The following is a 25,301-nucleotide window of genomic DNA, read 5'->3' as shown; positions in this document are numbered from 1 at the left end:
CGTGACCCGGCGGCGCGGCGATGAGCGACGACGAGCGACGAGGCGGCACGGTGAACCGACGACGCAACGGTGCGGTGACGATGCACGAGGTGGCCGCCCGCGCCGGCGTCTCCATCAAGACCGTGTCGAACGTCGTCAACGGGTACCCGTACATCCGCGACACGACGCGCGAGAGGGTCCAGCACGCGATCGACGAGCTCGGTTACCACGTCAACGTCACGGCGCGGAACCTGCGCAGCGGGCGCACCGGGCTCGTCGGCCTGGCCCTGCCCGAGCTGTCGCTGCCGTACTTCGCCGAGCTGGCGGACTCCGTCATCCGCGCGGCCGAGGCGCGGGGGCTCACCGTCCTGATCGAGCAGACGGGTGCGGTGCGGGAGCGCGAGCTGGAGGTGCTGCGGGGTCAGCGGCGGCAGTTCACCGACGGCCTCATCTACTCGCCGCTGGCGCTGGGCCCCGACGACGTGCACGAGCTCGACGGCATCGGCCACCCCATGGTGCTGCTCGGCGAGCGGATCTTCGGCGGACCTGCCGACCACGTGACGATGAGCAACGTGGAGGCCGCCAGGGCCGCGACCCAGCACCTGCTGGACCTGGGGCGTCGCCGCATCGCGGTGGTCGGCGCGCACCCGGGGGAGACGGTCGGCTCCGCGGCGCTGCGCGTGCAGGGCTACGCCGCTGCGCTCGCGGAGAATGGTGTGCCGTTCGACCCGCGGCTGGTCGGCGAGGCCGGCCCGTGGCGGCGCCCCGCGGGCGCCGAGACCATGGCACGCCTGCTCGACGCCGACCTCGGCATCGACGCGGTGTTCGGGCTCAACGACGTGCTCGCGCTGGGCGCGCTGCACACCCTGCACCTGCGTCGCATCGACGTGCCCGGGCAGATCGCGGTCATCGGCTTCGACGACATCGAGGAGACCGCCTACTCGTCGCCGACCCTGTCGACCGTCCGCCCCGGCCGGGACCAGATCGCGCAGACGGCCGTCGACCTGCTGGCCGCGCGCATCGGGGCGGCCGGTGACGGCGGGCCGTTCCAGCAGGTCGTCCCCGACTTCGCCGTCGTGCCGCGCCAGTCCACCCTGGGTGAGCACGCAGGCGCATGACGCCGCCGCCGGGCGGTGGAGATGTCCCCCTACAACGACGTCGACTGGAGCCGTGCATGACATGGGCACTCACCCCTCCGATGGGGTGGAACAGCTGGGACTGCTACGGCACGACCGTCACCGAGGCCGAGGTGCTGGCCAACGCGCGCTTCATGGCCGAGCGGCTGCTGCCCCACGGCTGGGACACGGTCGTGGTCGACATCGACTGGTCCGACCCCGACGCACGTCCTCACGGCTACACGCAGGACGCCGACCTCGTCCTCGACGGCAACGGCTACCCCCAGCCGGCACCCGGACGCTTCCCGTCCGCCGCCGGCGGGCGCGGGTTCGCCGACCTCGCCGCGCAGGTGCACGCGATGGGTCTGCGGTTCGGCGTCCACGTGCTGCGGGGCATCCCGCGCCGCGCGGTCGCGGCGCGCCTGCCCGTGGCGGGCGCCGACAGCGCGCCGTCGGGCGGCCCGGTCACCACCGCCGACATCGCCGACACGTCGTCGACCTGCGCCTGGAACGGTCACATGTACGGGCTCGACCACGCGCACCCCGCCGCGCAGACCTGGCTCGACGGCCTCGTCGCGCAGCTCGCGTCGTGGGGCGTCGACCTCGTCAAGGTCGACGACATGCTCGCGCCGTTCCACGCCGACGCCGTCACGGCGTGGTCCCGCGCGATCGAGCGCTCCGGGCGCCAGATCGTGCTGTCGCTGTCACCCGGCACCGCGCTGTCGACCGCGCACCTTCCGGTGCTGCGCGCGCACGCCCAGATGTGGCGCGTGTGCGACGACCTCTGGGACCGCTGGGAGGACGTGCACGCGAACTTCGCGCGGCTCGCGCGCTGGGCGCCGTTCCAGCAGCCCGGCGGGTGGGCCGACGCCGACATGCTGCCGCTCGGACGCATCGGCATCCGCGCCGAGCGCGGCGAGGACCGCGCGTCGCGCCTGACGCCCGACGAGCAGCGCACGCTGCTGACGCTGTGGGTCATGGCGCGCTCGCCGCTCATGATGGGCGGCGACCTGCCGACGTCCGACGCCGCGACCGTCGCGCTGCTGACCACGCCCGCCGTCGGGCACGTCCTGCGCACCGCCACCGACGGCCGCGAGCTCCTGCGCGAGCCGGCCGACGACGGCGAGGTCGTCGTGTGGTCGGCACGCTGCGCCACCGGGGCGACCCGCTACGTCGCCGTGTTCTGGACGGGCACGGGCACCCGCACGCAGCGGCTGCCGCTCTCGGGTCTCGTGGGGGACGCGGCAGCGGTACGCGGCTGGACCGTGCGCGACCTGTGGTCGGGCGACCCGCTGCCACCGCCGGAGCCGACCGCCGAGCCGGGGGGTCGGCTCACGCTCGACGTGCCGTCGCACGGCGTGCGCTGGGTCGCCCTCGACCCCGTCGGGCCCGACGCACCCGGCTGACACCCGCCCCGGGCGTCGTCCCGACCGGACGCGTCAGAGCGGGCGCTCCAGCACGTAGTCGTCCTCGAGGCGCGACCCGACGCGGAAGTGCTTGACCCCGACGACCGCGAAGCCCTCGCGCGCGTAGAAGGCCTGCGCGCGGGCGTTGTGCTGGTTGACGCCCAGCCACATGCCCATGCCGCCGAGGGCGCGGGCGTGTTCGAACGACGTGCGCAGCAGCGCGGACGCCACCCCCGCCCCGTGGTGGTCGGGGTGGACGTAGCACTTGGAGAGCTCGACGGCGGGACGGATGTGCACGGCGGCGCGGGCGTCCTCGTCGGCGGGCTCCCCGGTCACGAGCACCGTGTAGCCCAGGAGCTCGTCGTCGGGCGTCGCGGTGACCAGGACCGCACGGTCCGCGGCGGACGTGTGCTCGACGAACCGCTCGGCGCTCAGGTGCGCCGCGAGGAAGGCTTGCTGGTCCTGCGCGGTCGAGCCCGGCGGGCACGCCAGGGGGAACGTGACCGCGGCGAGCTCGGCGAGCGCGGTCGCGTCCTGCGGCCGGGCGGTCCGCACGGCCCACCTGGTCCGGGCCGTCATCCTGCCCCGACCCGTCGTCGGATCGAGCGGCTCACGGCGCGCACCACCACGGCCACCGCCCAGGCGACCCCGGCGAGGCTCGCGGCGTTGACGCCGCGCCGGGCCTGGCGGCGTCGCGACCGGAACTCGCGCACGGGCCAGCCCACCTCGGCGGCGTGCCGGCGCAGCCGCCCGTCGGGGTTGATGGCGCACGGGTGCCCGACGGTCGACAGGATCGGCACGTCGTTCGTCGAGTCGCCGTACGCGTGGCACGCGCGCAGGTCGTACCCCTCGCGCAGCGCCAGCGCACGGACGGCGCTCGCCTTGGCCTCGCCGTGCAGCAGGTCGCCCACCAGCCGGCCGGTGTAGAACCCGTCCTCGTGCTCGGCGACGGTGCCCAGCGCGCCGGACGCGCCGAGGCGGCGCGCGATGAGCTCGCCGATCTCCACGGGGGTCGCGGTGACGAGCCACACGGCGTGCCCCTCGGCCAGGTGCGCGTCGAGCAGCGCGCGCGTGCCGGGGTAGATGCGCAGGCTCAGGACCTCGTCGTAGACGTCCTCGGCGACCGCGGTGACCTCGGCGACGGAGCGCCCACGCATGATGTCCAGGGCGCGCGTGCGCAGCTCGTCGATCTGGTCGCGGTCCTCCCCGAACACCCGGTAGCGGGCCTGCTGCACGGCGAACCGGACGAGGTCGAAGTTGCGGAAGAAGCCCCGGCGGTACAGCCCCACGGCCAGGTGGAACGAGCTGGCCCCGCGGATGATCGTGTTGTCGACGTCGAAGAACGCGGCGACGCGCGTGTCGTCGGGGACCAGCGCGGCGCGCGGCGTCTCGACGGTCGCGGCGACGACGGCGCGCTCGTCCGATCCGTCCCCAGCGTGCATCCGGCCACTCTAACGAGCGGGGCGGCGCGCGTGGCGAACCCGACCGGGGCGTGGTCGGCGTGGCGGTCTAGCGTTGGGCCTCGTGAGCGAGACGACGACGGCCCGCGTGGTGCTCTACGGGCGTGCCGGCTGCCACCTGTGCGACGTGGCGCGTGCGCTCGTCGAGCGGGTGTGCGCGGACGTGGGCGCGACGTGGGCCGAGGTCGACGTGGACGTGCCGGGGCCCGACGGGCGCGTCCTGGCGGACGAGCTGGGCGAGATGGTGCCGGTCGTCGACGTGGACGGCGTGCGCCGTGGGTACTGGCGGATCGACGAGGCGCGCCTGCGGCGCGCCCTCGCTCCGGGGGGCGGCAGGCCCTAGCGTGTGACACCTGGCGCCGGGGCCGTGCCCGGCGCGCGGCGTACGGAGGGTCGTGTGGACGATCGGCGCACCGCTGGGCGACGTGCCGGCGACGGGCGTGCCGGTCGTGACGGGCAGCCGGTGCCGCCCGCGACGGTCGGTCGGCTGCCGGGCTACCTGCGTGCGCTGGAGGCGACGGCGTCCGACGGTGCCGTCCTGACGTCGTCCGAGGAGCTCGCGGCGCGGGCCGGCGTGACGCCGGCGCAGCTGCGCAAGGACCTGTCGTTCCTGGGGTCGTACGGCCGCCGCGGCGTCGGCTACGACGTGGGGCACCTGCGCGAGCAGATCACGGTGGTGCTGGGCCTGGCGGACGTGCGGCGCGTGCTGCTCGTCGGGGTGGGCAACCTGGGGCACGCGCTCGCGAACTACGCGGGCATCGCGGAGCGCGGCTTCGTCCTGGTGGGGCTGGTCGACACGGACCCGTCGGTGGTCGGCACGACGGTGGCGGGCCTGGAGGTCGAGCACGCCGACGACCTGCGGACGGTCGTGCACCGGACGGGGGCGACGATCGCGGTGCTGACGACCCCGGCCGCGGTCGCGCAGCGCGTGTGCGACGAGCTCGTCGCGGCCGGCGTGGTCGGGATCCTCACGTTCGCTCCGCGTGCGCTGCGCGTCCCCGCGCACGTGGACGTGCGGGCGGTGGACGTCGCGTCCGAGCTGCAGATCCTGGCGTTCCACGACCGTGCGCGCAGCGTCGGGGGCGGTGCGTCGTGAGTCGCGCAGCCGGCCGGGTGCCGCCGACGCGGGGTGCGACGCGCGCGCCGCGAGGACGCGACCGGTGCGGTCGCGCCCTCGCAGGGACGTGCGGGCCGCCGGTGAGCGGCGGGGTGCGTCAGGCCTTGATGGCGGAGACGTCCAGGTCGATGCGCACCTTGTCGGCGACGAGCACGCCGCCCGTCTCGAGCGCGGCGTTCCACGTCAGGCCGAAGTCCTTGCGCGAGATGGTGACCTTGGCCTCGAAGCCCGCGCGGGTGTTGCCGAAGGGGTCGACGGCCGAGCCGTTGAACTCGGTCTCGAGCTCGACCTCGCGCGTGATGCCGTGGATCGTCAGGTCGCCGACGATGACGTGGTCCTTGCCGGACGTGCGGATCGCGGTCGACGTGAACGTCCACTCGCCATGCGTCTCGACCTCGAAGAAGTCGTTGCTCTTGAGGTGCCCGTCGCGGTTGGCGTCACCCGTGTTGACGGTCGCGGGGTCGAGCGTGACGGCGACGGACGACGACTCGAGGTCCTCGCCGACGGTGAGGACGCCGGAGGTCACCGCGACGGTGCCCCGGACCTTGGAGATGCCCGCGTGGCGGACGGTGAAGGACGCCTCCGTGTGCGAGGGGTCGATGTTCCAGGTGCCGGCGGTGAGGCCGGTGGGGAGCGCGGTCATGGGGTCCTCCGTGGTCGGGCGCGAGCGAATCGTTGATTCGACAAGTATGTGTTGTTGATCTTTCTACTACAGTGGGGTGCGAGCCGCAACCCCCTCACACCAGGAGGACGACGTGCCGACCCGCAGCACGACCGCCGATCGCCGGACCGACGACGAGCCTGCTGCCCCGCGTGACCCTGCGTCGACGGTCGCACGGCAGGCGCAGGACGCGCAGGACGAGCCCCCGCAGGACGCAGGCGTGCGCTGGCTGAGCGAGCCGCAGCAGCGCCAGTGGCGCGCGTTCCGCGACGGCACCGCCCTGCTCTTCGACGTCCTCGCCCGCGAGCTCGACGACGGCAGCGGCCTGTCGCTGGGGGAGTACGAGGTGCTGGTCCGGCTGTCGGAGGCGCCCGGCCGCGCGCTGCGGATGTCCGAGCTGGCCGACGACCTCGCGCACTCGCGCAGCCGGCTCACCCACACCGTGGCCCGCATGGAGCGCGACGGGATCGTCCGCCGCGAGCCCGCGCGCGACGACGCGCGCGGCGTGAACTGCGTGCTCACCGAGCACGGGTGGCAGGTGCTCGTCGACGCCGCCCCCGGGCACGTGGAGTCCGTCCGTGCCCACCTCGTGGACGTCCTCGACGACGAGCAGCTCGCGGCGCTCGGTGCCGCCATGCAGGTCGTCGTCGAGCACCTGCGCGGGCCCGCGGGCCCGCCGGCGGGCGGCACCTCGCCCGCACCGCCCGCCTGAGGACGCGGACCGGGCACCCAGGAGACTTTGCGACACTGTGCGCATGGTCGCCACGACGGTCCACCTGCTGCGGCACGGTGAGGTCCACAATCCCGAGGGCCTGCTCTACGGCAGGCTGCCCGGCTACCGGCTCTCCGAGCGCGGCCAGCAGATGGCCGAGCTCGTCGCCCGGACGCTCGCCGGTGAGCAGGACGCGCCCCGCCGCGACGTCGTCGTCGTCACCGCGTCCCCGCTGCAGCGGGCGCAGGAGACGGCCGCACCCATCGCCGCGGGCTTCGGGCTCGCCGTCGGCACGGACGACCGGCTCATCGAGGCCGAGAACCACTTCCAGGGCCAGCGGTTCGGTGTCGGCGACGGCTCGCTGCGCCACCCCGAGCACTGGCCCCACCTGCGCAACCCGTTCCGCCCGTCGTGGGGCGAGCCGTACGCCGAGCAGGTCGACCGCATGCTCGCCGCGGTGGACGCGGCCCGCGCCGCCGCGCGCGGCCACGAGGCCGTCCTCGTCAGCCACCAGCTGCCGATCTGGGTGACGCGCCTCGCGCTCGAGAACCGTCGGCTGTGGCACGACCCCCGGCGCCGGCAGTGCTCGCTCGCGTCCCTCACGTCCCTGCGGTTCGAGGACGACACGCTCGTCGGGGTCGGCTACGGCGAGCCCGCCGCCGCCCTGCTGCCCGGGGCCTCGGCCGTCTCCGGAGCCTGACGTGCGCCGACGCCCCGCCCGGCCGCGCGCCGTCCTCGCCCTGCTGACCGCGGGCACCGCGCTCGCGCTCGTCCTGGGCGGCTGCGCGGACGACGGCCGCGGCACCCCGCAGGACGTCGTGGACCAGGGCTACCAGTCCGGCGACGGGTCCACCACGACGTGGCCCGCCGCCGACCGGCTCGGGCCGCTCGAGATCACCGGCACGGACTACGAGGGCACGACGCACGACCTCGCGCAGTGGCGCGGGGACGTCGTGCTGCTCAACACCTGGTACGCCGCGTGCCCCCCGTGCCGCGCCGAGGCCCCGGACCTCGCGGCGGTGGCCACCGACTACGCCGACCAGGGCCTCCACGTGCTGGGCATCAACAGCCGCGACGCCGCGGGCGCCGCCCAGGCCTTCCAGCGGCAGCTCGAGGTGCCCTACCCCTCGCTCGACGACACCGGCGGCGGCGCGATCGCCGCGCTCCAGGGCGTCGTGCCCGTCAACGCGGTGCCCACGACCGTCCTGCTCGACCGCGAGGGCAGGGTCGCCGCGCGCGTGCTCGGGCTCGTCGAGCCCTCGACGCTGCGCTCGCTCGTCGAGGAGCTGCTCGCCGAGGAGGCAGCGTGAGTGCCGGCCTGGTCGCGCTCGGCGTCGGCTCGACCGTCGCCGACGGCTCCCTGCTGCTCGCCGTGCCGGTCGCGCTGCTCGCCGGCCTCGTGTCGTTCGCGTCACCCTGCGTGCTGCCGCTCGTCCCGGGGTACCTCGGGCTGCTCGGGGGCCTGGTCGGCGGCGGACCGCGCCGCACGCCGGGTGCGCAGCTCGGCATCGTCGACGCGACCGACGTGGTCCGGACCGGCGTACGCCCGGAGATCGCCCGCACCCCGCACGTCGCGCCCGTGGCGCTCCCGCCGGTCGGCGACGCGGTGCCGCTGCGCCGGCCGGCCGGTCGGCGCACCCTCGCGCTCGGCGTCTCGCTCTTCGTCGCCGGGTTCTCCGCGGTCTTCATCGCCTTCGGGGCGCTCGCGGGCTCGCTCGGCGCCGCCCTGTGGCAGTGGCAGGACCCGGTGAGCCGCGTGCTCGGCGCGCTGACCGTCGTGCTCGGCCTCGCGTTCCTCGGTGCCGTGCCGTTCCTCGCGCGCGAGCGGCGCCTGCGGCTCGCGCCGCGCGCCGGCGTGTGGGGTGCGCCGCTGCTCGGGGTCGCGTTCGGCCTGGGCTGGACCCCCTGCATCGGCCCCACGCTCGCGGCGATCCTCACGCTGTCCCTCACCGGCGGCTCCGCGGGACGCGGCGCGCTGCTCGCGGCCGCGTTCTGCCTCGGGCTGGGGCTGCCCTTCGTCCTCGTCGGGCTCGGCCTGCAGCGGTCGCAGCGCGCGCTGGCGTGGCTGCGGCGGCACAGGCTCGCCGTGCAGCGCACCGGCGGCGCCGTCCTCGTCGTGCTGGGCCTCGCGCTGCTCACCGGCGCGTGGGGCGCGTGGGCGGCCTGGCTGCAGGGCGTCCTGACCGGCGGCGACCCGTTCGTGCCCGCGCTGTGAGCGGCGACCCGACGCCCGGCGCCCCCCGGACCGCGTACCGCCCGGAGGGCCTCGACGACGCGTTCAGCGACGGCGGTGCCCAGCGGACCCCCGACGCGCAGGGCACGGACAGCGCGCTGCCCGCCATCGGCGCGCTGGGCTGGCTGCGCTGGGCGTGGCGCCAGCTCACGAGCATGCGCGTCGCGCTGCTGCTGCTCGTGCTGCTCGCGGTGGCGGCCGTGCCCGGCACCATGTTCCCGCAGCGGCCGCAGGACCCCGCGGGCGTCGCGGCCTACGTCGCCGAGCACCCGTCGACCGGGCCGTGGCTCGACCGGCTCGGCTTCTTCGACGTCTACGCCTCGGTCTGGTTCTCGGCCGTCTACCTGCTGCTGTTCGTGTCCCTCGTCGGCTGCATCGTGCCCCGCGTCCGCGTGCACGCGGCGGCGTTGCGCGGCCGCCCGCCGCGCACGCCGCGCCGGTTCGGCCGCTTCCCGGCGCAGGGTGCCGGGACGTCCGACGCCGCACCGCAGGTCGTCGCGGAGCGCGCGGCGGCCGTCCTGCGCCGTCGCCGGATCGGCGTGCCGGCGTTCCGCGTCGACGTGCACGACGAGGGTGCGGGGACCTGGTCGGTGTCCGCCGAGCGCGGCTACCTGCGCGAGACCGGCAACCTCGTGTTCCACCTCGCGCTGCTCGGGCTGCTCGTCGCCGTGGCGACCGGCCAGATGCTGCACTACCGCGGTCAGGCGATCGTCGTGCAGGGCACCGGGTTCGCCAACGTGCAGGCGTCGTACGACACGTTCGAGCGCGGGACCGCGTTCGACCCCGCCGACCTGGTGCCGTTCACGATGCGCCTCGACGAGTTCGAGGCCCGGTTCGACCCCGAGACGCTGCAGTCCCGCGACTTCACCGCGCACGTGACGGTCACCGAGCCCGGGCAGGAGCCCGAGCAGCGCACGGTCAAGGTCAACCACCCGACGGTGGCGGGCGGCGCCAAGGTGTACCTCCAGGGCAACGGCTACGCGCCCGCGGTCACGGTGCGCGACGCCGCCGGCGAGGTCGCGTTCTCGGGCCCCGTGCCGTTCCTCCCGCGGGACGAGGTGTACACGTCGAAAGGCGTGATCAAGGTGCCCGACGTCTCCGGCGACCAGCCGCAGATCGGCCTCGACGGCTTCCTCCTGCCGACGGCCGTCGAGCCCGCCCCGGGCCTGTGGCGCTCGGTCGACCCGCAGCCCGAGGACCCGCTGCTCGTGCTGTCGGTGTGGAAGGGCAACCTCGGGCTCGACACCGGCGTGCCGCAGAACGTGTACCGGCTCGACGAGTCGCGCATGGAGCAGGCCGTCGACGAGGCCGGGGACGCGGTGACGCTCTACGTCCGACCCGGTGAGACGGTCGAGCTGCCCGACGGGCTGGGCACCCTGACGTTCGACGCCCTGCCGCGGTTCGTCGCGCTCGACCTGCGCCACGACCCGTCGCTCGCGTGGGTGCTCACGTTCGCGCTGCTCGCGGTGGCCGGGCTCATGGCGTCGCTGTTCGCGCCCCGCCGCCGGCTGTGGGTGCGCGCGACGCCCGGCGCCCCGGACGAAGGTCCCGGCACCGCGGCTACAGTGGTGAGCGCCGCCGGGCTCGCTCGCGGCGACGACGTGGGCCTCCAGCCCGAGCTCGACCGCGTGCTCGCGGAGGTGCTCGAGGCGTCGATGGCCCCGTCGACCGCGTCCGACGTGCACGACGACACGACCGGGCCCGGCACGACCGTGCCCGACACGACCGGGCCCGGCACGACCGCGCCCGACACCCCGCAGGAGGGCACGACATGACCGTCGCCGAGCTGAGCGACCTGTTCGTCTGGTCGGCGGCGACCGCGTTGACCATCACGCTGATCGCCTACGCGGTCGAGCTCGCGCGGATCACCGAGGCGGCCCAGGCCGCCCGCACGGCGCGGGTGCCCGTCGGCGTCGGGGGCGGCACCGCCGCGGAGTCGCCCGCGGGCGGCACGACGGCTGTGTCGCCGGCGGGCCGCGCCGCGGGGATCGCGCGCTCGACCCTCGCGCTCGGGACCCTGCTGCTGCTCGTCGGCATCGTGCTGCGCGGTGTCGCCGCCGGGCGCTGGCCGACCGCGAACATGTACGAGTTCACGATCGTCGGGACGTTCTGCGCGCTCGTCGCGCTCGTCGTCCAGCAGCGTCGCCGGCCCATCGCCTTCGTCGGGGTGGTCGTGTCCGGCATCGCGGTGCTGGGGCTCGTCCTGGCGCTGAACACGCTGCACGTGCAGGCGGACGCGGTCCAGCCGGCGCTGCAGCGGTACTGGCTGGTCATCCACGTGGGCGTCGCGATCATCGCCACCGGCATCTCGACCGTGGGGTTCGCGACGACCGTCCTGCAGGTCCTGCGCGGTGCCCGTGAGGAGGGCCGGTCGCGGCTCGAGCAGCCCTGGTCGCGGCTCGACGGCGTACGGCAGGCGTTCCAGGGGGCACGCGTCACCGGGCCGGCCTTCGCCTGGCTCGAGCAGGTGCCCGACGCGCGACGGCTCGAGGCCTCGGCCTTCCGCCAGCACGCGGTCGCCTTCGTGCTGTGGACGCTGACCCTCATCGGCGGCTCGATCTGGGCCGAGGAGGCGTGGGGCCGGTACTGGGGCTGGGACCCCAAGGAGGTCGGCACGTTCGTCACGTGGGTGGTGTACGCCGCCTACCTGCACGCCCGCACGACGCGCGGCTGGGCGGGACGCCGCGCCGCGTACCTCGTGTTCGTCGCCTACGGCGTCGTGCTCGCCAACTTCACGGTCGTCAACCTGTTCATCCCCGGCAACCACTCGTACTCGGGGCTCTGAGCCACCAGCGCCGGCCGCGGTCCGCCGCGGGTGCCCGTGGTGCGCAGGTCGTGAGGTGGGCTCGAGCGTCTCAGGAGGACGGCGTGCCGTCCGTCGTCCCGGCAGGGCCGGTGCCGTCGACGTGGTCGTCGTCCGGGCCCTGGTCCTGCGCACCGTCCTGCCGCTCGCGCCGCCGGCGCTCCTGGTCGAGCCGGAACAGGAACTCGGGGTCGTCGTCGGGCGCGACCGGCCCACCGCCGCGCGGACCCGCTGCCCCCGTCTGCGGGGTGCCGCGGCTCACGACGAGCCAGACCACGCCGCCGACGACGGGGACCAGCACGACGAGCAGCAGCCACAGCGGGACGGGCAGCCCGCGCCGCGCGCGGGCGTCACTGCCCAGGACGTCGAAGACGCAGTAGACGGCGAAGGCGACGACGAGGACGATCGGCAGGTACCTGAGCACCTGTCCACCCTAGACGGGACGGCGGGCGCCTACGCTGGGGGAGTGCCCGTCGTCGTCTACTCCCTGCTGCGCGCCGCCCTCTTCCTCGCCGCCACCGGTCTGCTCTGGTGGGCGGGGCTGCGCTCGTGGCTCGCCCCCGTCCTCGCCGCCGTGATCGCGTGGGGGCTGTCCTACGTCCTGCTGCCGCGGCAGCGCGACGCCGCCGCGGTGCACCTCGCGGAGCGCGCCGCGCAGCGCCGCGGCAGCGGCGGCCTCGGGGCCCGCGCCCGCGAGGACGCGGCCGCCGAGGACGCGGCCGCCGACGGCACGCCCGACCGGTAGGCCCGACCTCAGACCGCGAGGCCGAGCCCGAGCAGCATGCCGAACGCGAGCTCGAGCAGACCGGTACCGCCGAGCACCGGGACGAGCGCGATGCCCCGGGCCCCCGCGAGCACCCCGCCGGCCAGGATCGCGGCGGGCGCCAGCAGCAGCAGGACGAGCAGCGACCACGGCGCCGCGAAGGCGCACAGCGCGCCGAGCAGCATGGGCAGCAGGACCATCACGGCGTACAGGCGGCGTGCGCGGCGGTCGCCGATGCGCACCGCGAGCGTGCGCTTGCCGGCCAGGACGTCGGTCGGCACGTCGCGCAGGTTGTTGACCATCAGCAGCGCGCACGCGAGGAGCCCGATCGCCACGGCCCCCAGCACGGCGGGCCACGTCACGTACCCCGCCTGCGTGTACGTCGTGCCGAGCACGGCGACGAGGCCGAAGAAGACGAACACCCCGACCTCCCCGAGCCCCATGTACCCGTACGGCCGCTTGCCGCCCGTGTACGTCCACGCGCCGACGACGCACAGCACGCCGACGGCGATGAGCCACCACGCGCTCGTCAGCACGATCAGCCACATGCCCAGGGCGCACGCGACCGCGATCGCGAGGAAGGCGGCGTTGCGCACCTGGTGCGGCGGTGCGGTCCCGGACGCCGTGAGGCGCAGCGGTCCCACCCGGTTCACGTCGGTGCCGCGCACGCCGTCGGAGTAGTCGTTGGCGAAGTTGACCGCGATCTGCAGCGCGAGGCCGATGCCTGCGGCGAGCAGGGCCCGGCCGGCGTGCGCGGCGTCGACCTGCGCCGCCGCGCCGGTCCCGACGAGCACGGGGGCGACGGCGGCGGGCAGCGTGCGCGGACGCGCACCGGCGAGCCATTCGGAGGCGGTGGCCATCGTGCTCCTGTTCGTCAGGGGGGAGCGCGTCCGGTCGGACGCGGGGCGGGTCAGGTGGCCGGGGGCCGGGTCATCAGCTCGGTCGCGAGCCGCGCGACGGCGCGGCGGTCCGCCTTGCCGGGCCCCCGCAGGGGCAGCGCGTCGACGGCGAGGACCTGGCGGGGCGCGCTGGCCGGCCCCAGCACGGAGGCGACGGCGGTGCGCAGCGCCGTCAGCGGTGGCGCCGTCCCGTCCTGCGTCACGACGACGGCGACGACCGACTGCCCCCAGTGCTGGTCGGCCACGCCGACGACGCACACCTCGCGCACGCCCGGCAGCCCGGCGACGACCTCCTCGACCGCGAGCGGGTCGACCTTGACCCCGCCGGTGACCAGGACGTCGTCGAGCCGTCCCAGGACGTGCAGGACGCCGTCGTCGACCCGCCCGCGGTCGGACGTGCGCAGCCAGCGGCGGCCGCCGCTGGTGGCGAACGCGGTGGCGTCCAGGTCGGGGCGGTGCAGGTAGCCGGTCGCGAGGACGGGGCCCGCGAGGGACACGCGCTGCTCGGCGTCCACGGCCACCGTGACGCCGTCCAGGGCGCGCCCGTCGTAGACGCAGCCGCCGCACGTCTCGGTCATGCCGTAGGTCGTCACGACGCGCAGCCCGGCGGCGTGCGCGCGCGCCAGCAGCGACGGCGGGCACGCGGCGCCGCCCACGAGGACCGCGTCGAAGGCCCGCGTCGCGGCCGTGGCGTCCGGGTCGTCGAGCACGCGCACGAGCTGCGTGGGGACCAGGGACGTGTAGTGCGGTCCGGGGCCGGCGGTCTCCGCGCGGACGACCTGCGCGAACGTCGGGGCACGGAAGGGGCCGGCGGGGAGAATCGCGAGCCCGCGGCCCGCGAGCAGCGCGCGCACGAGCACCTGCAGCCCCGCCACGTGGTGCACGGGGAGCGCCAGGAACCAGGAGCCCGGCCCGCCGAGGCGTGCCGCGGTCGCGTCGGCCGACGCGCGCAGGGCGTCGGCCGAGAGCATGACGTCGCGGGGGTGGCCGGTCGAGCCGGACGTCCGCACGACGAGCGCCACGTCGGTCGGCACGTGGACCGGGCGACCGGGCGAGGCGTCGTCGAGCGCCCGCACCGCGGGGCCCGTGCCGTCCAGCGCCGCGGGCAGTGCGCGGACGAGGTCCTGCGCGTCCGCGGGCACGTCGCGCAGCGGCCGGTTCACCCGCACAGCGTAGGTCGTCCGCCCCGCGCCCCGCGCCGCGGATCGGGGGCGTTGCGTCGACGCGGCGGCGCACGGAGCCGATCGGGGCGGTGAGCGCGGGTGCGGAGGCAGGCGTCGTAGAGTGTCCCGCGATCCAGCAGGCCCGGGCGGGGTCCCGCCCGGCGCGACCGGATCACGCGGTGGCAGATCGCCGCGGCGGCGGGGGACGGGAGCGACGATGGCAGCGACGGTGGCACGCAGGGGCTCGACGCGCACGGTCCCGGCCCGCAGGTGGCGGGCGCGGTCCGGTGCGCTGACGGCCTGCGCGCTCCTCGCGCTCGCGGCGTGCGGCTCGCCGGCGACGAGCTCGCCCGCGCCGACGGTGACGGCCCGTGCCGACGTCGTCGCCGACAAGCAGGCCGTGCCCGCACCCGAGGTGCCGCCGACGTGGCCGCTGACGGGCGTCGCGGGCACCCCCGACCCGCGTCCTGCGATCGCGGTGAAGATCGAGAACACCGCGGTCGCGCGCCCGCAGTCCGGGCTGGACCAGGCCGACGTCGTCTGGGAGACGATCGTCGAGTTCGAGGTCTCGCGGCTCGTCGCCGTGTTCCACTCGCAGGCGCCGCAGGAGGTCGGGCCCATCCGGTCCGTGCGTCCGATGGACCCGCTGATCGTCGCGCCGCTGGGCGGGATGCTCGCCTTCTCGGGCGGGCAGCCCGGCATCCTCGACCTCGTGGCCGCGTCGGGCGTGCAGGAGATCTCGCACGACGCGGGCGCCCCGGGGCTCCAGCGCATCAGGACGCGGTCGGCGCCGCACAACGTCTACGGCTCGCTGAGCACCTGGTGGGGCATCGCCGAGCCGGGGCGCACGGCGCCGCCGGAGCAGTTCGGGTTCGCGCGCAGCGCGGACCGGGCCGCCGCCGCGACGGCCGGCAGCCCGGCCGCGACGCTGTCGTTCCGCCTGTCCGGCCAGTCGCAGCCCGTCTGGACGTGGGACGCGGCCAGCGGGACGTGGCTGCGCTCGGAGGGCTCCGCGCCGGCGACGGCGGCGAGCGGGAACCGGCTGTCGGCGGTCAACGTCGTCGCCGTCACGGCCCCCCACCCCAACACGCCCTTCGGCGCGCAGGGCGGTGCCCCCGTCCCCACGTACGAGCTCGTCGGCTCCGGGGACGCGGTCATCGCGTCGGGTGGCAAGACGGTCGCGGCTCGGTGGCAGAAGGACGCGCAGGACCAGCCGATGCGGCTGCTGCTGCCCGACGGGTCGCAGGCACAGCTAGCGCCCGGCAACACCTGGGTCGAGCTGGTCCCGGCCGGCTCGGGCTCGCTGACGGTCTCCTGACCTTCCTGCCGGCCTCCTGACGGCCGCGGTGGTCCGTTGCGATACCTGGGGCGGACAACCGCGTGCGGCGGGGTCCTCCCCACGGTGGAGACCGTGCTACCTGCGGGCTGACGCCGGGCCGCACGGACCGTCCCGTGGGGCGATGCCCCGCGGGACGGTCCCGGACGACGCTGGTGGCATGGCCGCACACACCCCGCTCCCCGCCTCCGTCCCACCCGCAGGTGCCCCCCGTCGTGACGCCGAGGACCACTCGGTGCGCTCGGCGGTCGCCGTCGTCGTCGCGGGCGTGGTCCTCGTCGCGCTGCTCGTCGGGGGCGGCGCCGTCGTCGCCACGCTCATCGACCTCACGTCCTGGGTGGGCACCGACTGACGCCGGCCGCCCGACCACCGGTCGCGCACGAACCGCGCCCCTGCGGGACGTCGGCCGACCTCGCGCGGCCCTCAGTACGCGTACGGGAACCCGGACCAGTCCGGGTCGCGGCGCTGCAGGAACGCGTCGCGCCCCTCGACGGCCTCGTCCGTCATGTACGCCAGGCGGGTCGCCTCGCCGGCGAACACCTGCTGGCCCGCCAGGCCGTCGTCGGCGAGGTTGAACGCGAACTTCAGCATCCGCACCGCCTGCGGCGACTTGGTCGCCACGATGCGCGCGTACTCCAGGCCGGCCTCCTCGAGGTCGCCGTGCGCGACGACGTCGTTGACGGCCCCCCACGCGAGCGCGTCGTCGGCCGAGTACTCGCGCGCCAGGAAGAAGATCTCCCGCGCCCGCTTCTGACCGACCTGACGCGCCAGGAGCGCGGAGCCGTACCCGCCGTCGAAGGACCCGACGTTCGCGTCGGTCTGCATGAACCTCGCGTGCTCGCGGCTCGCGATCGTGAGGTCCGCGACGACGTGCAGCGAGTGCCCGCCGCCTGCGGCCCAGCCGTTGACGAGGGCGACGACCACCTTGGGCATCGTGCGCAGCAGCCGCTGCACCTCGAGGATGTGCAGCCTCCCCGCACGCGCCGGGTCGACGGCCGCGGCGGTGTCGCCGTCGGCGTACCGGTAGCCGTCGCGGCCCCGGATGCGCTGGTCCCCGCCCGAGCAGAACGCCCAGCCGCCGTCCTTGGGGGACGGTCCGTTGCCCGTGAGCAGCACGGTCCCCACGTCGGACGTCGTGCGCGCGTGGTCGAGGACGCCGTAGAGCTCGTCGACCGTGTGCGGCCGGAACGCGTTGCGCACCTCGGGACGGTGGAACGCGACCCGTACGACCGGCAGGTCCCGCTCGAGCGCGCCCGCCGCGCGCTGCTCCGCCGTGGGGCGCGCCCGTCCGCGGTGGTAGGTGACGTCGGTGAGGTGCTCGAAGCCCTCCACGTCGCGCCAGCGCGTCGGGTCGAACGTCTCCGAGACGCGCACGGGCAGGGGGGCAGGGCCACCGTTCTCACTCACCGGACCACCCTAACGAGGCCGCGACCGACACCCGCCGCCGGCCCGCGCCCGGTCGGCGGTGCGGCACGGGCGGCATAGCCTGGGACGATGGGCGCCGAGCCGGACGTGGTCGTGTGGGACGTGCCCCTGCGCACGCGGTTCCGCGGTCTGACGCGGCGGGACGGCGTCCTGGTGCGCGGCGACGCGGGGTGGGGTGAGTTCAGCCCGTTCTGGGACTACGACGACGACGCCGCGGTGCGCTGGTGGCGCGCGGCGCGCGAGGCCGCCGACGAGGGGTGGCCGGCCGCCGTGCGCACGCACGTCCCCGTGAACGTCACCGTCCCGGCCGTCGACCCCGAGCACGCGCACCGCATCGTGACCGGGTCCGGCGGGTGCCGCACCGCCAAGGTCAAGGTCGCCGAGCCGGGGCAGCCCACGGGCGCCGACGAGGCCCGCCTCGAGGCCGTGCGCGACGCGCTGGGGCCCCACGGCGCGATCCGCATCGACGCCAACGCCGCCTGGGACGTGGACACCGCGACCGAGCGGCTCGCGGCCCTCGACCGTGCCGCCGGCGGCCTCGAGTACGCCGAGCAGCCCGTGCCCGGGGTCGACGACCTCGTCGCGCTGCGCCGCCGCACGCACGTGCCGCTCGCGGCGGACGAGGCGGTGCGGCGCACCGACGACCCGCTCGAGGTGGTGCGCCGGCACGCCGCCGACGTCATCGTCCTCAAGGTGCAGCCGCTCGGCGGGGTGCGCGCGTGCCTGCGGCTCGCCGAGCAGGCCGGACTCCCCGTGGTCGTGTCGTCGGCGCTCGAGTCGTCCGTCGGGCTCGCCGCCGGTCTCGCGCTGGCCGCCGCGCTGCCGGAGCTGCCGTACGCGTGCGGCCTCGCCACCGCGGCTCTGCTGGCCGACGACCTCGTGCCGGACCCGCTCCTGCCGCGCGACGGCGCGATCGACGTCCGGCGGCCCGTCCCGAGCGCGGCGCTGCTGCGTGCCGCCGCCGCGCCGCCGTCGCTCGTGGCGCGCTGGGACGCGCGGCTCGCGGCCGTGCGGGCTCGGGCATGATGGCGGGCGTGACGCCCCCGCCCGAGGACCCGCCCGTGCGCCGCCGGCGCCGCACGCCGGCGGGCCCGGCACGCGCCGCCGGCCCGCCGCCGTCGCCGGCCGTCGCGGCCGCACGCGTCCTGGTGCAGGCGCTCGCGGCCCTCGGCGTGCGGGACGTCGTGCTGGCTCCCGGGTCGCGCAGCGCCCCGCTGGCGTACGCGCTCGCCGACGCGGCCCTCCCGGACGACGAGCGCCCCGCGGGTGCGCCCGCGCTGCGGCTGCACGTGCGCATCGACGAGCGGGACGCCGGGTTCCTGGCCCTGGGCCTGGCCAAGGCGTCCGTGCACGCGGGCGAGCGTGGCCCGTCGCCCGCGCGCCCCGTCGCGGTCGTCACGACCTCCGGCACGGCGGTGGCGAACCTGCATCCCGCGGTCCTCGAGGCGCACCACGCGGGTCTGCCGCTCGTCCTGCTCACGGCCGACCGCCCCCACGAGCTGCGCGGCACGGGCGCGAACCAGACGACCGAGCAGCCGCAGATGTTCGCGTCCGCCGTGCGCCTCGTGGTCGACGTGCCGGCGCCCGGCGGGCTGCCCGGCGAGGACCGCGACCTGCGCCGCACGGTGTCGCGCGCGCTGGCCGCGGCGACCGGCGCCCGCACGGGCGACCCGGGGCCCGTGCACCTCAACCTCGCGTTCCGCGACCCGCTCGTGCCGGGCGCCGAGCCATGGCCGGTACCCGCCGAGGCGGGCCTGTCGCAGGTCACCACGCGCGCCCAGCCGGCGGAGCACGTGGCTGCCGCGACCGGTGCCCTGCCGCTCGTCGTCGACCTGGTCGACGACGCGGGGGACGACCGCGCACGGGCCCCGCGGCGGGCCCGCGGCGCGGTGCCCACGGTCGTCGTCGCGGGCGACGGCGCCGGGCCCGGGGCAGCGCGCCTCGCCGAGGCGAACGGCTGGCCGCTGCTGGCCGAGCCGTCGTCGGGTGCGCGGCAGGGACCGAACGCGGTCGGTGCCTACCGGCTCCTGCTGGCCGACGAGCGGCTCGGTGGCCGCGTCGGTCGCGTCGTCGTGCTCGGCCGTCCCACGCTCACCCGGCCCGTGCAGGCCCTGCTGGGGCGTCCCGACGTCGACGTGCTCGTCGTCGCGCCCCGCGGCGCGGACTGGCCCGACGCCGTACGCAACGCGTCCCAGGTGCTGCTCGAGGTGCCGTCGCGCATGCGGCAGGGCAAGGTCGGCGCCCCCGCCGGCTGGCTCGACGCGTGGCGCACGGCCGACGCGGCCACCCAGGACGTGCTCGACGGTGTCCTCGACACCCCGGAGGACGCGCGCCGCTCGCGCAGCGGTCCCCGGGTCAGCGGCTGGGCGCTGGCGCGCGCCGTGGCGCGGGCCAGCGCGCCGGACGACGTGCTGGTCGTCGGTGCCTCGAACCCCGTGCGCGACCTCGATCTCGTCGCGCGGTGGGACCTGGCACCCCTCGTGCTGGCCAACCGCGGCCTGGCCGGGATCGACGGCACCATCGCGACCGCGACGGGAGTCGCGCTCGCGCTGCCGACCCGGCGCGTGCGGGCCTACCTGGGTGACGTGACGTTCCTGCACGACGTGGGTGGCCTGCTGCGGGGTCCGGCGGAGCCGTCGGTGAACCTGCAGATCGTTGTCGCCAACGACGACGGCGGCTCGGTGTTCGCGACGCTGGAGCACGGCGCGCCGGAGCGGGCCGAGGTGTTCGAGCGGGTGTTCGCGACACCGCACGGGGTGGACGTCGCGGCGCTGTGCGCGGCGTACGGCGTACGGCACACGCGGGTCGTCGACACCGACGGTCTGCTGCCCGCGCTCGCCGCACCCGGGACGGGGACCAGCGTGGTCGAGGTGCGCGTGGACCGTGCGCACCGCCGGTCCCTGGTCGAGCGGCTCGAGGTCGAGGTCGCCGCCGCGGTCGACAAGGCGTTGTCCCCGTTGTCCTGAGCGCGCACCTCGCTGCGAGTTCCACAGGAAGCTCCCAGGTTCCTGAGAGGCCGATCCCAGCACGAGGGGGTGTGATGGGAGTCGACAAGGAGGCAGCCATGACCACCACTCCCGAGCCGCGGCGCTCCGGGCACGTCCCCGGACCCGACGCCGAGCCGACCGCCCCGCTGCCCGCAGACGGCGTCACCGAGCCGCTGCCCGCAGCCCACGCTCCGCAGGCCTCCGGCCCGAGCGGTCCGTCCGCCGGGGCCGCGACCCGCGACACGCCCGCTCAGCAGTGGGCCCGCTACGAGGCGGCCCAGCGTGCCGCGCGCCAGCCCGTCGCCGCGGGCGTCGGCGGCGGCACCCCGACCGGCCACGGGCCGGCGGGCCACGCTCCCGGTGCCGCGTCCGGCGCCGCGCCCGGCCCGGGCCGGCCGCCGGGTGCCGTGCCGCCGTCCGACCCGTGGGGTGCGCCGCCCGCCCCCGAGCGCCGCACGAGCTCGCGCGCCTGGGCGTGGATCGCGTCGGCCGCGGTCGTCGGGCTGCTGGTCGGTGGTGGCTCGGTCGCGACCCTCGGTCTGCTCGACGGCGACGGGTCCGGCTCGTCGGACCGCGTCGCGTCGTTGACGGACCTCGGGCGCTCGGAGAACGACGAGGTCCCCGTCGCCGGGTCGAGCGCCAAGGCCCCGGACTGGCAGCGCGTCGCGGCCGCCGTGCAGGCGTCCGTCGTCGCGATCCAGGTGCAGACGCAGGCCGGCGGGGGCCAGGGGTCGGGCGTCATCATCGACGACTCCGGGCTCGTCCTGACCAACGACCACGTGGTCTCCGGTGCGCAGGGCAACGTCCAGGTGACCCTCACCGACGGACGGATCCTGGAGGGCGAGATCGTCGGCACCGACGTCAGCACGGACCTGGCGGTCGTGCGGCTCCTCGACGCCCCCGACGACCTCGAGGCCGCGGCCCTCGGCAACTCCGACGACGTGACGGTGGGCGAGCCGGTCATGGCCGTCGGCAACCCCCTGGGCCTGGCCAACACCGTGACCACCGGCATCGTCTCGGCGGTCGACCGTCCGGTCTCCACGCAGGGCGAGGACGGCAGCGCCGGCGCCGTGACCAACGCGATCCAGGTCGACGCCGCGATCAACCCGGGCAACTCCGGTGGTCCGCTGTTCGACGCGAGCGGCCGGGTCATCGGCATCACGTCGTCGATCGCCACGCTGAGCCAGCAGTCCGGGTCCATCGGCCTGGGCTTCGCGATCCCCGTGAACCTCGCCAAGACCATCGCGGACCAGCTCATCGACGACGGGCAGGCCGAGCACGCCTTCCTCGGGGTCACGCTGTCCGACGGCACCGCCACGGCCGACGGGATCACGCGCCGCGGCGCCGTGGTCGAGTCCGTCACCGAGGGCTCGCCCGCCGCGCAGGCCGGGCTGCAGCCGGGCGACGTGATCGTCGCGATCGGCGACGAGCCGGTCGGCGGCGCCGAGTCGCTCACCGCGTTCGTCCGCGCGATGGCCTCGGGTGACGACGCCACGCTGACCGTCGTGCGGGACGGCAGGGCGATCGAGCTGGACGTCACGCTCGCGACGCGTCCCGACGACGCCGCGACCGGCCAGCAGCCGGGCCAGGGCGACCAGGGCCAGGGTGACCAGGGCCAGGGCGGTCAGGGTCAGGACGACGGCCAGGGCACGATGCCGGGCGGCATGACGCCCGACCAGTTCTGGGAGTGGCTGCAGCAGCAGCAGGACCAGGGCTGACGACAGACCCGGGCGCGGCCCCCACGGGGGCCGCGCCCGAGCACCGCGCCGTCGCGCGCGGTGCAGGCACGGGCCCGCCGTGGGCACCCCCCCTCCCGCGGCGGGCCCTCGTGCACCCTGGCGCACGGGGGCAGGACCGGCCGCGGGGCCTCAGGACAGCGCGTGCCGCATGGGGTCGAGCTTCGCGCGCGACTCCGCCAGCTCGGCGGCGGGGTCGGACGCGGCGACGACGCCGCAGCCGGCGAACAGGCGCAGCCGGCGGGGGTCGTCGCGGTCGACCTCCGCGCAGCGCAGCGCGATGCCCCACTCGCCGTCGCCGTCCGCGCCGAACCAGCCGACCGGGCCGGCGTACCGACCGCGGTCCATGCCCTCGATGCGGGTGATGAGAGCGCGTGCGGCCTGCGTGGGGGTGCCGCACACCGCCGCCGTCGGGTGCAGCGCGGCGGCCAGTGCCAGGGACGAGGGGTGCGCGTCGTCGCCCTGCGGTGCCGTCAGGACGCCCGTGACGTCGGACGCGAGGTGCAGGACGTTGGGCAGCGGCAGGACGAACGGCAGGTCGGGCACGTTGGACGACGAGCAGAACGGCGCGAGCGCCCGCGCGACCGACGTCACGGCGTACTCGTGCTCCTCGAGGTCCTTCGACGAGTGCGCGAGGATCGCGGCGCGACCCATGTCGGCGTCGTCGTCGCCCGTGCGCCGGATCGTGCCGGCGAGCACGCGGGACGTGACGAGCCCCCGCTCCGAGCGGACCAGCAGCTCGGGCGTCGCCCCGATCATGCCGTCCACGCTGAAGGTCCAGCACGACCGGTACCGGTCGGCGAGCCGGTGCAGCGCCCAGCGCACGTCCAGCGGGTGCTGCGTGCGCGCGTGCACGTCGCGCGCGAGCACGACCTTCTCGACCTCGCCCGAGCGGATCGCGGCGACGCCGCGCGCGACCACGTCGAGCCAGCTCTCGGCGTCGACCGCGCCGTCGGTGTAGGTGACCTCGCCGGGTGCGGCCGGCGGGACGTGCCGCGGCGCGACGTCGCGCAGGCGAGGCAGGGGACCGAGCTCGCCCGGCGCGCTCAGGGTCGTCAGCCACGCGCGTCCGTCGCGTCGTCCCACGACGACGCGCGGCACGACGACCACGCCGCCCGCGGGGGAGTCGTCGTCGAACGCGAAGGACCCGAACGCGATCGGCCCCGTGCCGGGCAGCCGCACCTCGTCGCGGACGATCGCGTGCTCCAGGAGCTGCCGCCAGGCCCGCTCGGCGTCGGCAAACCGGTCGGCGCCGTGCACCTCGATGCGGGCGGCCTCGCCCCACGCCACGAGCCCGTCGCCGCGGCGCACCCATGCGAGCGGGGCGTCGGGACCCAGGAGGTCCAGCAGGTCGTCGGCGTCCGGCACGGCGCCCGCGGGCAGGTCGCACGGGACGGTGCGGACCACCAGGGGGCGGGGGACGCCACCGGTGACGGGGGTGCTCGGCGACGTGCTCATCGCCGCCCAGGGTAGGCCCTCGACGGGCGCCGACCGCGTCGAGCGGCGTGCGACGCTCGTCTCAGCCCAGGCTTCAGCGGGGCTTGCGCGCCACGACGACGTCGCGCTCGATCGCCTGGTCGACGCGGTGGGAGAGCCCCAGGAACGGGGCGTCCTCCAGCGGCTCGAGCCCGGCGTCCTCGAGCATCGCGACGAGGTCCTCGCGGGGCAGCACCTTGGTGTTCCACGCCAGGCCCATCGCCCCGCCGCGGCGCAGCACGCGCGTCCACACGGGGATCGCGTCGGTCAGCAGGTCGCGCGGCGAGCGCGACGGTGTGCGCGGGCCCGTTACCGAGCCGTGCTGGATGCCGTACGGGGCGTCCGCGACGACGACGTCGAAGAACCCGGCGCGGTACATCCGGTCGGTGTCGAGCGTGTCGCCCTGGGTGATCTCGAGCGTCTGCACGTCGCCCGCCCGGTACTCGTCCTTGGTCGCGGCGAGCTCGAAGGTCGTGCGTCGCCCCAGCTTGGCGCCGGCGACCCGGACGCGGCTCGAGCTCGACCGGTGCTTGAGCCGCTTGTCCTGCAACCACCGCGCCGCGAACGCCGTGTAGGCCTCGACGTCGCGGCGGTCGACGTCGACGCCGTACGCGTCCCAGCCGTACATGAGCGCCTGGTTGAGCGTCGTCCCGCGCCCGCACACCGGGTCGAGGACGCGCACGCGCGAGCCGAGGAAGCCGTCGAGCGGCAGCGCGGCCGCCGCGGTGAGGTTGAGCAGGAGCCGCGTGAGCTGCTCGTTCGTCTTGCCCACGTACTTGAGGATCGTCAGGAGGTCGTCGTCGTAGCGGTCGAGCCGCTGCAGGTCGACGGGCAGCAGCGCGCCGTCGTCCCGCAGCTCGAACAGCGCGAACAGCGAGGACAGGTTGGCGACCACGCGCAGGTCGTCGGCCGCGAGGTCCGGCGCGTCGACGACGAGGTACGGGACACCGCCGATCGTGCGCTCGACGGGCCCACCACGCGCTCCGACGCGGCCGTCGAGGAGCAGCTCGTCGAGGGCGAGCAGCTCGTTGCGCACGAGACGCGCGGCCTGCTGCGAGTAGACCCGGTTCGCCGAGGGCTGGACGAGGATCGCGTACTGCGGCATGGGTGGTGACGCCCCCGGGGGTCGGCTCTGCGGCCCGGCCGACGCCGGGCCCACGGCGCACGCTACCCGAGCACGGTGCGCGGCCCGCGGCGCGGACCTGCGACCATGGGCGCATGCCTCGCGCCGCCCTCGACAAGGACCCCCGCGACGTCGCCGCCATGTTCGACGCGGTCGCGCACCGGTACGACCTCACGAACGACGTCATCTCCCTCGGGCAGGACCGGGCGTGGCGCAGGGCCACGCTCGCCGCGCTCGGCGCCGAGCGCGGCGAGACGGTGCTCGACCTCGCCGCCGGCACGGGGACGTCGAGCGAGCCGCTCGCCGACGCGGGTGTGCACGTCGTGCCGTGCGACCTGTCGACGGGCATGCTGCGCGTCGGCCGGCGCCGCCGCCCCGACCTGCCGTTCGTGGCGGGTGACGCGCTGCACCTGCCGTTCGCCGACGAGTCCTTCGACGCCGTGACGATGTCGTTCGGCCTGCGCAACGTCTCCGACGTCGACGCGGCGCTGCGCGAGCTGCTGCGCGTCACGCGCCCGGGGGGGCGCATGGTCGTGTGCGAGTTCTCCCGGCCGACGTTCGCGCCGTTCCGCACGGTCTACACGAACTACCTCATGCGCGCCCTGCCGCCCGTGGCGCGCGCGGTGTCCAAGGAGCCGGACGCCTACGTGTACCTCGCCGAGTCCATCCGCAGCTGGCCCGACCAGCGCGAGCTCGGCCTCCTGGTGCGGGACGCCGGGTGGGACAAGGTGGCCTTCCGCAACCTCTCCGGCGGGATCGTCGCCCTGCACCGCGCGACCCGTCCCTGACCCCGCCGGGCGGGCGACCGTGCGGTGCACCACCCCCGTCGGGGGGCCTCGCGGGGCGGGGGCAGGATGAGCACGGCGCGTCCCGCGGTGCGCGGACGTACGGCGTCGCGAGGTGGTCG

At 76.1% G+C, this 25,301-nt stretch carries 26 protein-coding genes; 17 read left to right on the top strand and 9 right to left on the bottom strand.

The features are described 5' to 3' along the window. The first annotated feature begins 80 nt into the window (after positions 1 to 80). Together KKR89_RS13605 and KKR89_RS13600 are read left to right on the top strand one after the other, a co-directional pair. Complete coding sequence (locus tag KKR89_RS13605) at positions 81 to 1,097, top strand: LacI family DNA-binding transcriptional regulator (RefSeq protein WP_208196365.1); 1,017 nt, start codon at positions 81 to 83, stop codon at positions 1,095 to 1,097. A 56-nt stretch (positions 1,098 to 1,153) separates the two neighbouring features. Then, complete coding sequence (locus KKR89_RS13600; protein ID WP_208195904.1) at positions 1,154 to 2,500, top strand: TIM-barrel domain-containing protein; 1,347 nt, start codon at positions 1,154 to 1,156, stop codon at positions 2,498 to 2,500. Positions 2,501 to 2,533: 33 nt separating this feature from the next. Here the strand turns inward: KKR89_RS13600 and KKR89_RS13595 are convergent, their stop codons facing one another. Next, positions 2,534 to 3,055, bottom strand: coding sequence for a GNAT family N-acetyltransferase (locus KKR89_RS13595; RefSeq protein WP_307802211.1), 522 nt, complete (start codon positions 3,053 to 3,055; stop codon positions 2,534 to 2,536). A gap of 20 nt (positions 3,056 to 3,075) precedes the next feature. Then, positions 3,076 to 3,942 (bottom strand): HAD family hydrolase, encoded by an 867-nt coding sequence (locus KKR89_RS13590; RefSeq protein WP_208195902.1) that lies wholly within the window; start codon positions 3,940 to 3,942, stop codon positions 3,076 to 3,078. 82 nt (positions 3,943 to 4,024) lie between these two features. On the opposite strand from KKR89_RS13590, the gene KKR89_RS13585 reads away from it, so the two are divergent. After that, positions 4,025 to 4,303 carry a glutaredoxin family protein gene (locus tag KKR89_RS13585; RefSeq protein ID WP_208195901.1) on the top strand — a complete coding sequence of 93 codons (279 nt, stop codon included), beginning with the start codon at positions 4,025 to 4,027 and terminating at the stop codon, positions 4,301 to 4,303. 54 nt (positions 4,304 to 4,357) lie between these two features. Continuing rightward, positions 4,358 to 5,056: a redox-sensing transcriptional repressor Rex gene (locus tag KKR89_RS13580; RefSeq protein WP_208195900.1), complete on the top strand. Its 699-nt coding sequence runs from the start codon at positions 4,358 to 4,360 to the stop codon at positions 5,054 to 5,056. 118 nt (positions 5,057 to 5,174) lie between these two features. On the opposite strand, the gene KKR89_RS13575 is transcribed toward KKR89_RS13580, so the two are convergent. Further along, positions 5,175 to 5,720: a YceI family protein gene (locus tag KKR89_RS13575; protein WP_208195899.1), complete on the bottom strand. Its 546-nt coding sequence runs from the start codon at positions 5,718 to 5,720 to the stop codon at positions 5,175 to 5,177. A 112-nt stretch (positions 5,721 to 5,832) separates the two neighbouring features. On the opposite strand from KKR89_RS13575, the gene KKR89_RS13570 reads away from it, so the two are divergent. The 6 genes from KKR89_RS13570 to ccsB are packed head-to-tail and all read left to right on the top strand — an operon-like array spanning position 5,833 to position 11,468. Further along, complete coding sequence (locus KKR89_RS13570; protein ID WP_372438569.1) at positions 5,833 to 6,450, top strand: MarR family winged helix-turn-helix transcriptional regulator; 618 nt, start codon at positions 5,833 to 5,835, stop codon at positions 6,448 to 6,450. Between the two features lie 43 nt (positions 6,451 to 6,493). Continuing rightward, the gene (locus KKR89_RS13565) at positions 6,494 to 7,150 is read left to right on the top strand and encodes a histidine phosphatase family protein (protein WP_208195898.1); all 657 of its coding nucleotides are present in this window, start codon (positions 6,494 to 6,496) and stop codon (positions 7,148 to 7,150) included. 1 nt (position 7,151) lies between these two features. Beyond that, positions 7,152 to 7,760, top strand: coding sequence for a TlpA family protein disulfide reductase (locus KKR89_RS13560; protein ID WP_208195897.1), 609 nt, complete (start codon positions 7,152 to 7,154; stop codon positions 7,758 to 7,760). Further along, on the top strand, positions 7,757 to 8,665 hold the full coding sequence (locus KKR89_RS13555) for a cytochrome c biogenesis CcdA family protein (protein WP_208195896.1): 909 nt from the start codon (positions 7,757 to 7,759) through the stop codon (positions 8,663 to 8,665). Before KKR89_RS13560 ends, KKR89_RS13555 begins: the two co-directional genes overlap by 4 nt. Then, a complete protein-coding gene (gene resB, locus KKR89_RS13550; protein ID WP_208195895.1) occupies positions 8,662 to 10,458 on the top strand; it encodes a cytochrome c biogenesis protein ResB in 1,797 nt (598 codons plus the stop codon). The genes KKR89_RS13555 and resB overlap by 4 nt, the downstream gene beginning before the upstream one ends. After that, positions 10,455 to 11,468 (top strand): c-type cytochrome biogenesis protein CcsB, encoded by a 1,014-nt coding sequence (gene ccsB, locus KKR89_RS13545; RefSeq protein WP_208195894.1) that lies wholly within the window; start codon positions 10,455 to 10,457, stop codon positions 11,466 to 11,468. The genes resB and ccsB overlap by 4 nt, the downstream gene beginning before the upstream one ends. A gap of 70 nt (positions 11,469 to 11,538) precedes the next feature. Here ccsB and KKR89_RS13540 read toward each other — a convergent pair whose 3' ends face one another. Further along, a complete protein-coding gene (locus KKR89_RS13540) occupies positions 11,539 to 11,910 on the bottom strand; it encodes a PLDc N-terminal domain-containing protein (protein ID WP_208195893.1) in 372 nt (123 codons plus the stop codon). A gap of 42 nt (positions 11,911 to 11,952) precedes the next feature. Here KKR89_RS13540 and KKR89_RS13535 point away from each other — a divergent pair, with 42 nt between their 5' ends. Then, positions 11,953 to 12,231, top strand: coding sequence for a DUF4229 domain-containing protein (locus KKR89_RS13535; protein WP_208195892.1), 279 nt, complete (start codon positions 11,953 to 11,955; stop codon positions 12,229 to 12,231). 8 nt (positions 12,232 to 12,239) lie between these two features. On the opposite strand, the gene KKR89_RS13530 is transcribed toward KKR89_RS13535, so the two are convergent. Then, on the bottom strand, positions 12,240 to 13,109 hold the full coding sequence (locus KKR89_RS13530) for a 1,4-dihydroxy-2-naphthoate polyprenyltransferase (protein ID WP_208195891.1): 870 nt from the start codon (positions 13,107 to 13,109) through the stop codon (positions 12,240 to 12,242). A 50-nt stretch (positions 13,110 to 13,159) separates the two neighbouring features. Further along, positions 13,160 to 14,311, bottom strand: a complete 1,152-nt coding sequence (gene menE / locus KKR89_RS13525; protein WP_208195890.1) for an o-succinylbenzoate--CoA ligase — start codon at positions 14,309 to 14,311, stop codon at positions 13,160 to 13,162. Positions 14,312 to 14,528: 217 nt separating this feature from the next. Here menE and KKR89_RS13520 point away from each other — a divergent pair, with 217 nt between their 5' ends. Next, positions 14,529 to 15,629 (top strand): DUF3048 domain-containing protein, encoded by a 1,101-nt coding sequence (locus tag KKR89_RS13520; RefSeq protein WP_208195889.1) that lies wholly within the window; start codon positions 14,529 to 14,531, stop codon positions 15,627 to 15,629. Positions 15,630 to 15,807: 178 nt separating this feature from the next. Further along, the gene (locus KKR89_RS13515; protein ID WP_208195888.1) at positions 15,808 to 15,999 is read left to right on the top strand and encodes a hypothetical protein; all 192 of its coding nucleotides are present in this window, start codon (positions 15,808 to 15,810) and stop codon (positions 15,997 to 15,999) included. A 71-nt stretch (positions 16,000 to 16,070) separates the two neighbouring features. Here KKR89_RS13515 and KKR89_RS13510 read toward each other — a convergent pair whose 3' ends face one another. Next, positions 16,071 to 17,054, bottom strand: a complete 984-nt coding sequence (locus KKR89_RS13510; protein ID WP_208195887.1) for a 1,4-dihydroxy-2-naphthoyl-CoA synthase — start codon at positions 17,052 to 17,054, stop codon at positions 16,071 to 16,073. A gap of 87 nt (positions 17,055 to 17,141) precedes the next feature. Between KKR89_RS13510 and KKR89_RS13505 the strand changes: the two genes are divergently transcribed. From KKR89_RS13505 to KKR89_RS13495, 3 genes are all read left to right on the top strand, one after another. Next, positions 17,142 to 18,098: an o-succinylbenzoate synthase gene (locus tag KKR89_RS13505; protein ID WP_208195886.1), complete on the top strand. Its 957-nt coding sequence runs from the start codon at positions 17,142 to 17,144 to the stop codon at positions 18,096 to 18,098. Then, complete coding sequence (gene menD, locus KKR89_RS13500; protein WP_208195885.1) at positions 18,095 to 20,038, top strand: 2-succinyl-5-enolpyruvyl-6-hydroxy-3-cyclohexene-1-carboxylic-acid synthase; 1,944 nt, start codon at positions 18,095 to 18,097, stop codon at positions 20,036 to 20,038. Before KKR89_RS13505 ends, menD begins: the two co-directional genes overlap by 4 nt. Positions 20,039 to 20,136: 98 nt before the next feature. Further along, the gene (locus tag KKR89_RS13495) at positions 20,137 to 21,777 is read left to right on the top strand and encodes a S1C family serine protease (RefSeq protein ID WP_243882617.1); all 1,641 of its coding nucleotides are present in this window, start codon (positions 20,137 to 20,139) and stop codon (positions 21,775 to 21,777) included. A gap of 150 nt (positions 21,778 to 21,927) precedes the next feature. Here the strand turns inward: KKR89_RS13495 and KKR89_RS13490 are convergent, their stop codons facing one another. Next, positions 21,928 to 23,253, bottom strand: coding sequence for an isochorismate synthase (locus KKR89_RS13490; protein WP_208195883.1), 1,326 nt, complete (start codon positions 23,251 to 23,253; stop codon positions 21,928 to 21,930). A 73-nt stretch (positions 23,254 to 23,326) separates the two neighbouring features. After that, positions 23,327 to 24,376 (bottom strand): TRM11 family SAM-dependent methyltransferase, encoded by a 1,050-nt coding sequence (locus KKR89_RS13485; protein WP_208195882.1) that lies wholly within the window; start codon positions 24,374 to 24,376, stop codon positions 23,327 to 23,329. Positions 24,377 to 24,489: 113 nt separating this feature from the next. On the opposite strand from KKR89_RS13485, the gene KKR89_RS13480 reads away from it, so the two are divergent. Further along, entirely contained in the window at positions 24,490 to 25,182 is a 693-nt protein-coding gene (locus KKR89_RS13480; protein ID WP_191782216.1) for a demethylmenaquinone methyltransferase, read from the top strand. The last annotated feature ends 119 nt before the right edge of the window (positions 25,183 to 25,301 follow it).

This window comes from Cellulomonas dongxiuzhuiae (assembly GCF_018623035.1).
GTDB lineage: Bacteria > Actinomycetota > Actinomycetes > Actinomycetales > Cellulomonadaceae > Cellulomonas > Cellulomonas dongxiuzhuiae.
The sequence above is the reverse complement of the archived record's forward strand: the minus strand, read 5'-3'. Positions and strand labels throughout refer to the sequence as shown.

What these genes read in the sequence shown, in the direction of transcription:
- KKR89_RS13605 (WP_208196365.1), top strand. Translation starts at nt 81, where the DNA reads ATGCACGAGGTGGCCGCCCGCGCCGGCGTCTCCATCAAGACCGTGTCG.
- KKR89_RS13600 (WP_208195904.1), top strand. Translation starts at nt 1,154, where the DNA reads ATGACATGGGCACTCACCCCTCCGATGGGGTGGAACAGCTGGGACTGC.
- KKR89_RS13590 (WP_208195902.1), bottom strand. Translation starts at nt 3,942, where the DNA reads ATGCACGCTGGGGACGGATCGGACGAGCGCGCCGTCGTCGCCGCGACC.
- KKR89_RS13575 (WP_208195899.1), bottom strand. Translation starts at nt 5,720, where the DNA reads ATGACCGCGCTCCCCACCGGCCTCACCGCCGGCACCTGGAACATCGAC.
- KKR89_RS13565 (WP_208195898.1), top strand. Translation starts at nt 6,494, where the DNA reads ATGGTCGCCACGACGGTCCACCTGCTGCGGCACGGTGAGGTCCACAAT.
- ccsB (WP_208195894.1), top strand. Translation starts at nt 10,455, where the DNA reads ATGACCGTCGCCGAGCTGAGCGACCTGTTCGTCTGGTCGGCGGCGACC.
- KKR89_RS13530 (WP_208195891.1), bottom strand. Translation starts at nt 13,109, where the DNA reads ATGGCCACCGCCTCCGAATGGCTCGCCGGTGCGCGTCCGCGCACGCTG.
- KKR89_RS13520 (WP_208195889.1), top strand. Translation starts at nt 14,529, where the DNA reads ATGGCAGCGACGGTGGCACGCAGGGGCTCGACGCGCACGGTCCCGGCC.
- KKR89_RS13515 (WP_208195888.1), top strand. Translation starts at nt 15,808, where the DNA reads ATGGCCGCACACACCCCGCTCCCCGCCTCCGTCCCACCCGCAGGTGCC.
- KKR89_RS13505 (WP_208195886.1), top strand. Translation starts at nt 17,142, where the DNA reads ATGGGCGCCGAGCCGGACGTGGTCGTGTGGGACGTGCCCCTGCGCACG.
- menD (WP_208195885.1), top strand. Translation starts at nt 18,095, where the DNA reads ATGATGGCGGGCGTGACGCCCCCGCCCGAGGACCCGCCCGTGCGCCGC.
- KKR89_RS13495 (WP_243882617.1), top strand. Translation starts at nt 20,137, where the DNA reads ATGACCACCACTCCCGAGCCGCGGCGCTCCGGGCACGTCCCCGGACCC.
- KKR89_RS13490 (WP_208195883.1), bottom strand. Translation starts at nt 23,253, where the DNA reads ATGAGCACGTCGCCGAGCACCCCCGTCACCGGTGGCGTCCCCCGCCCC.
- KKR89_RS13485 (WP_208195882.1), bottom strand. Translation starts at nt 24,376, where the DNA reads ATGCCGCAGTACGCGATCCTCGTCCAGCCCTCGGCGAACCGGGTCTAC.
- KKR89_RS13480 (WP_191782216.1), top strand. Translation starts at nt 24,490, where the DNA reads ATGCCTCGCGCCGCCCTCGACAAGGACCCCCGCGACGTCGCCGCCATG.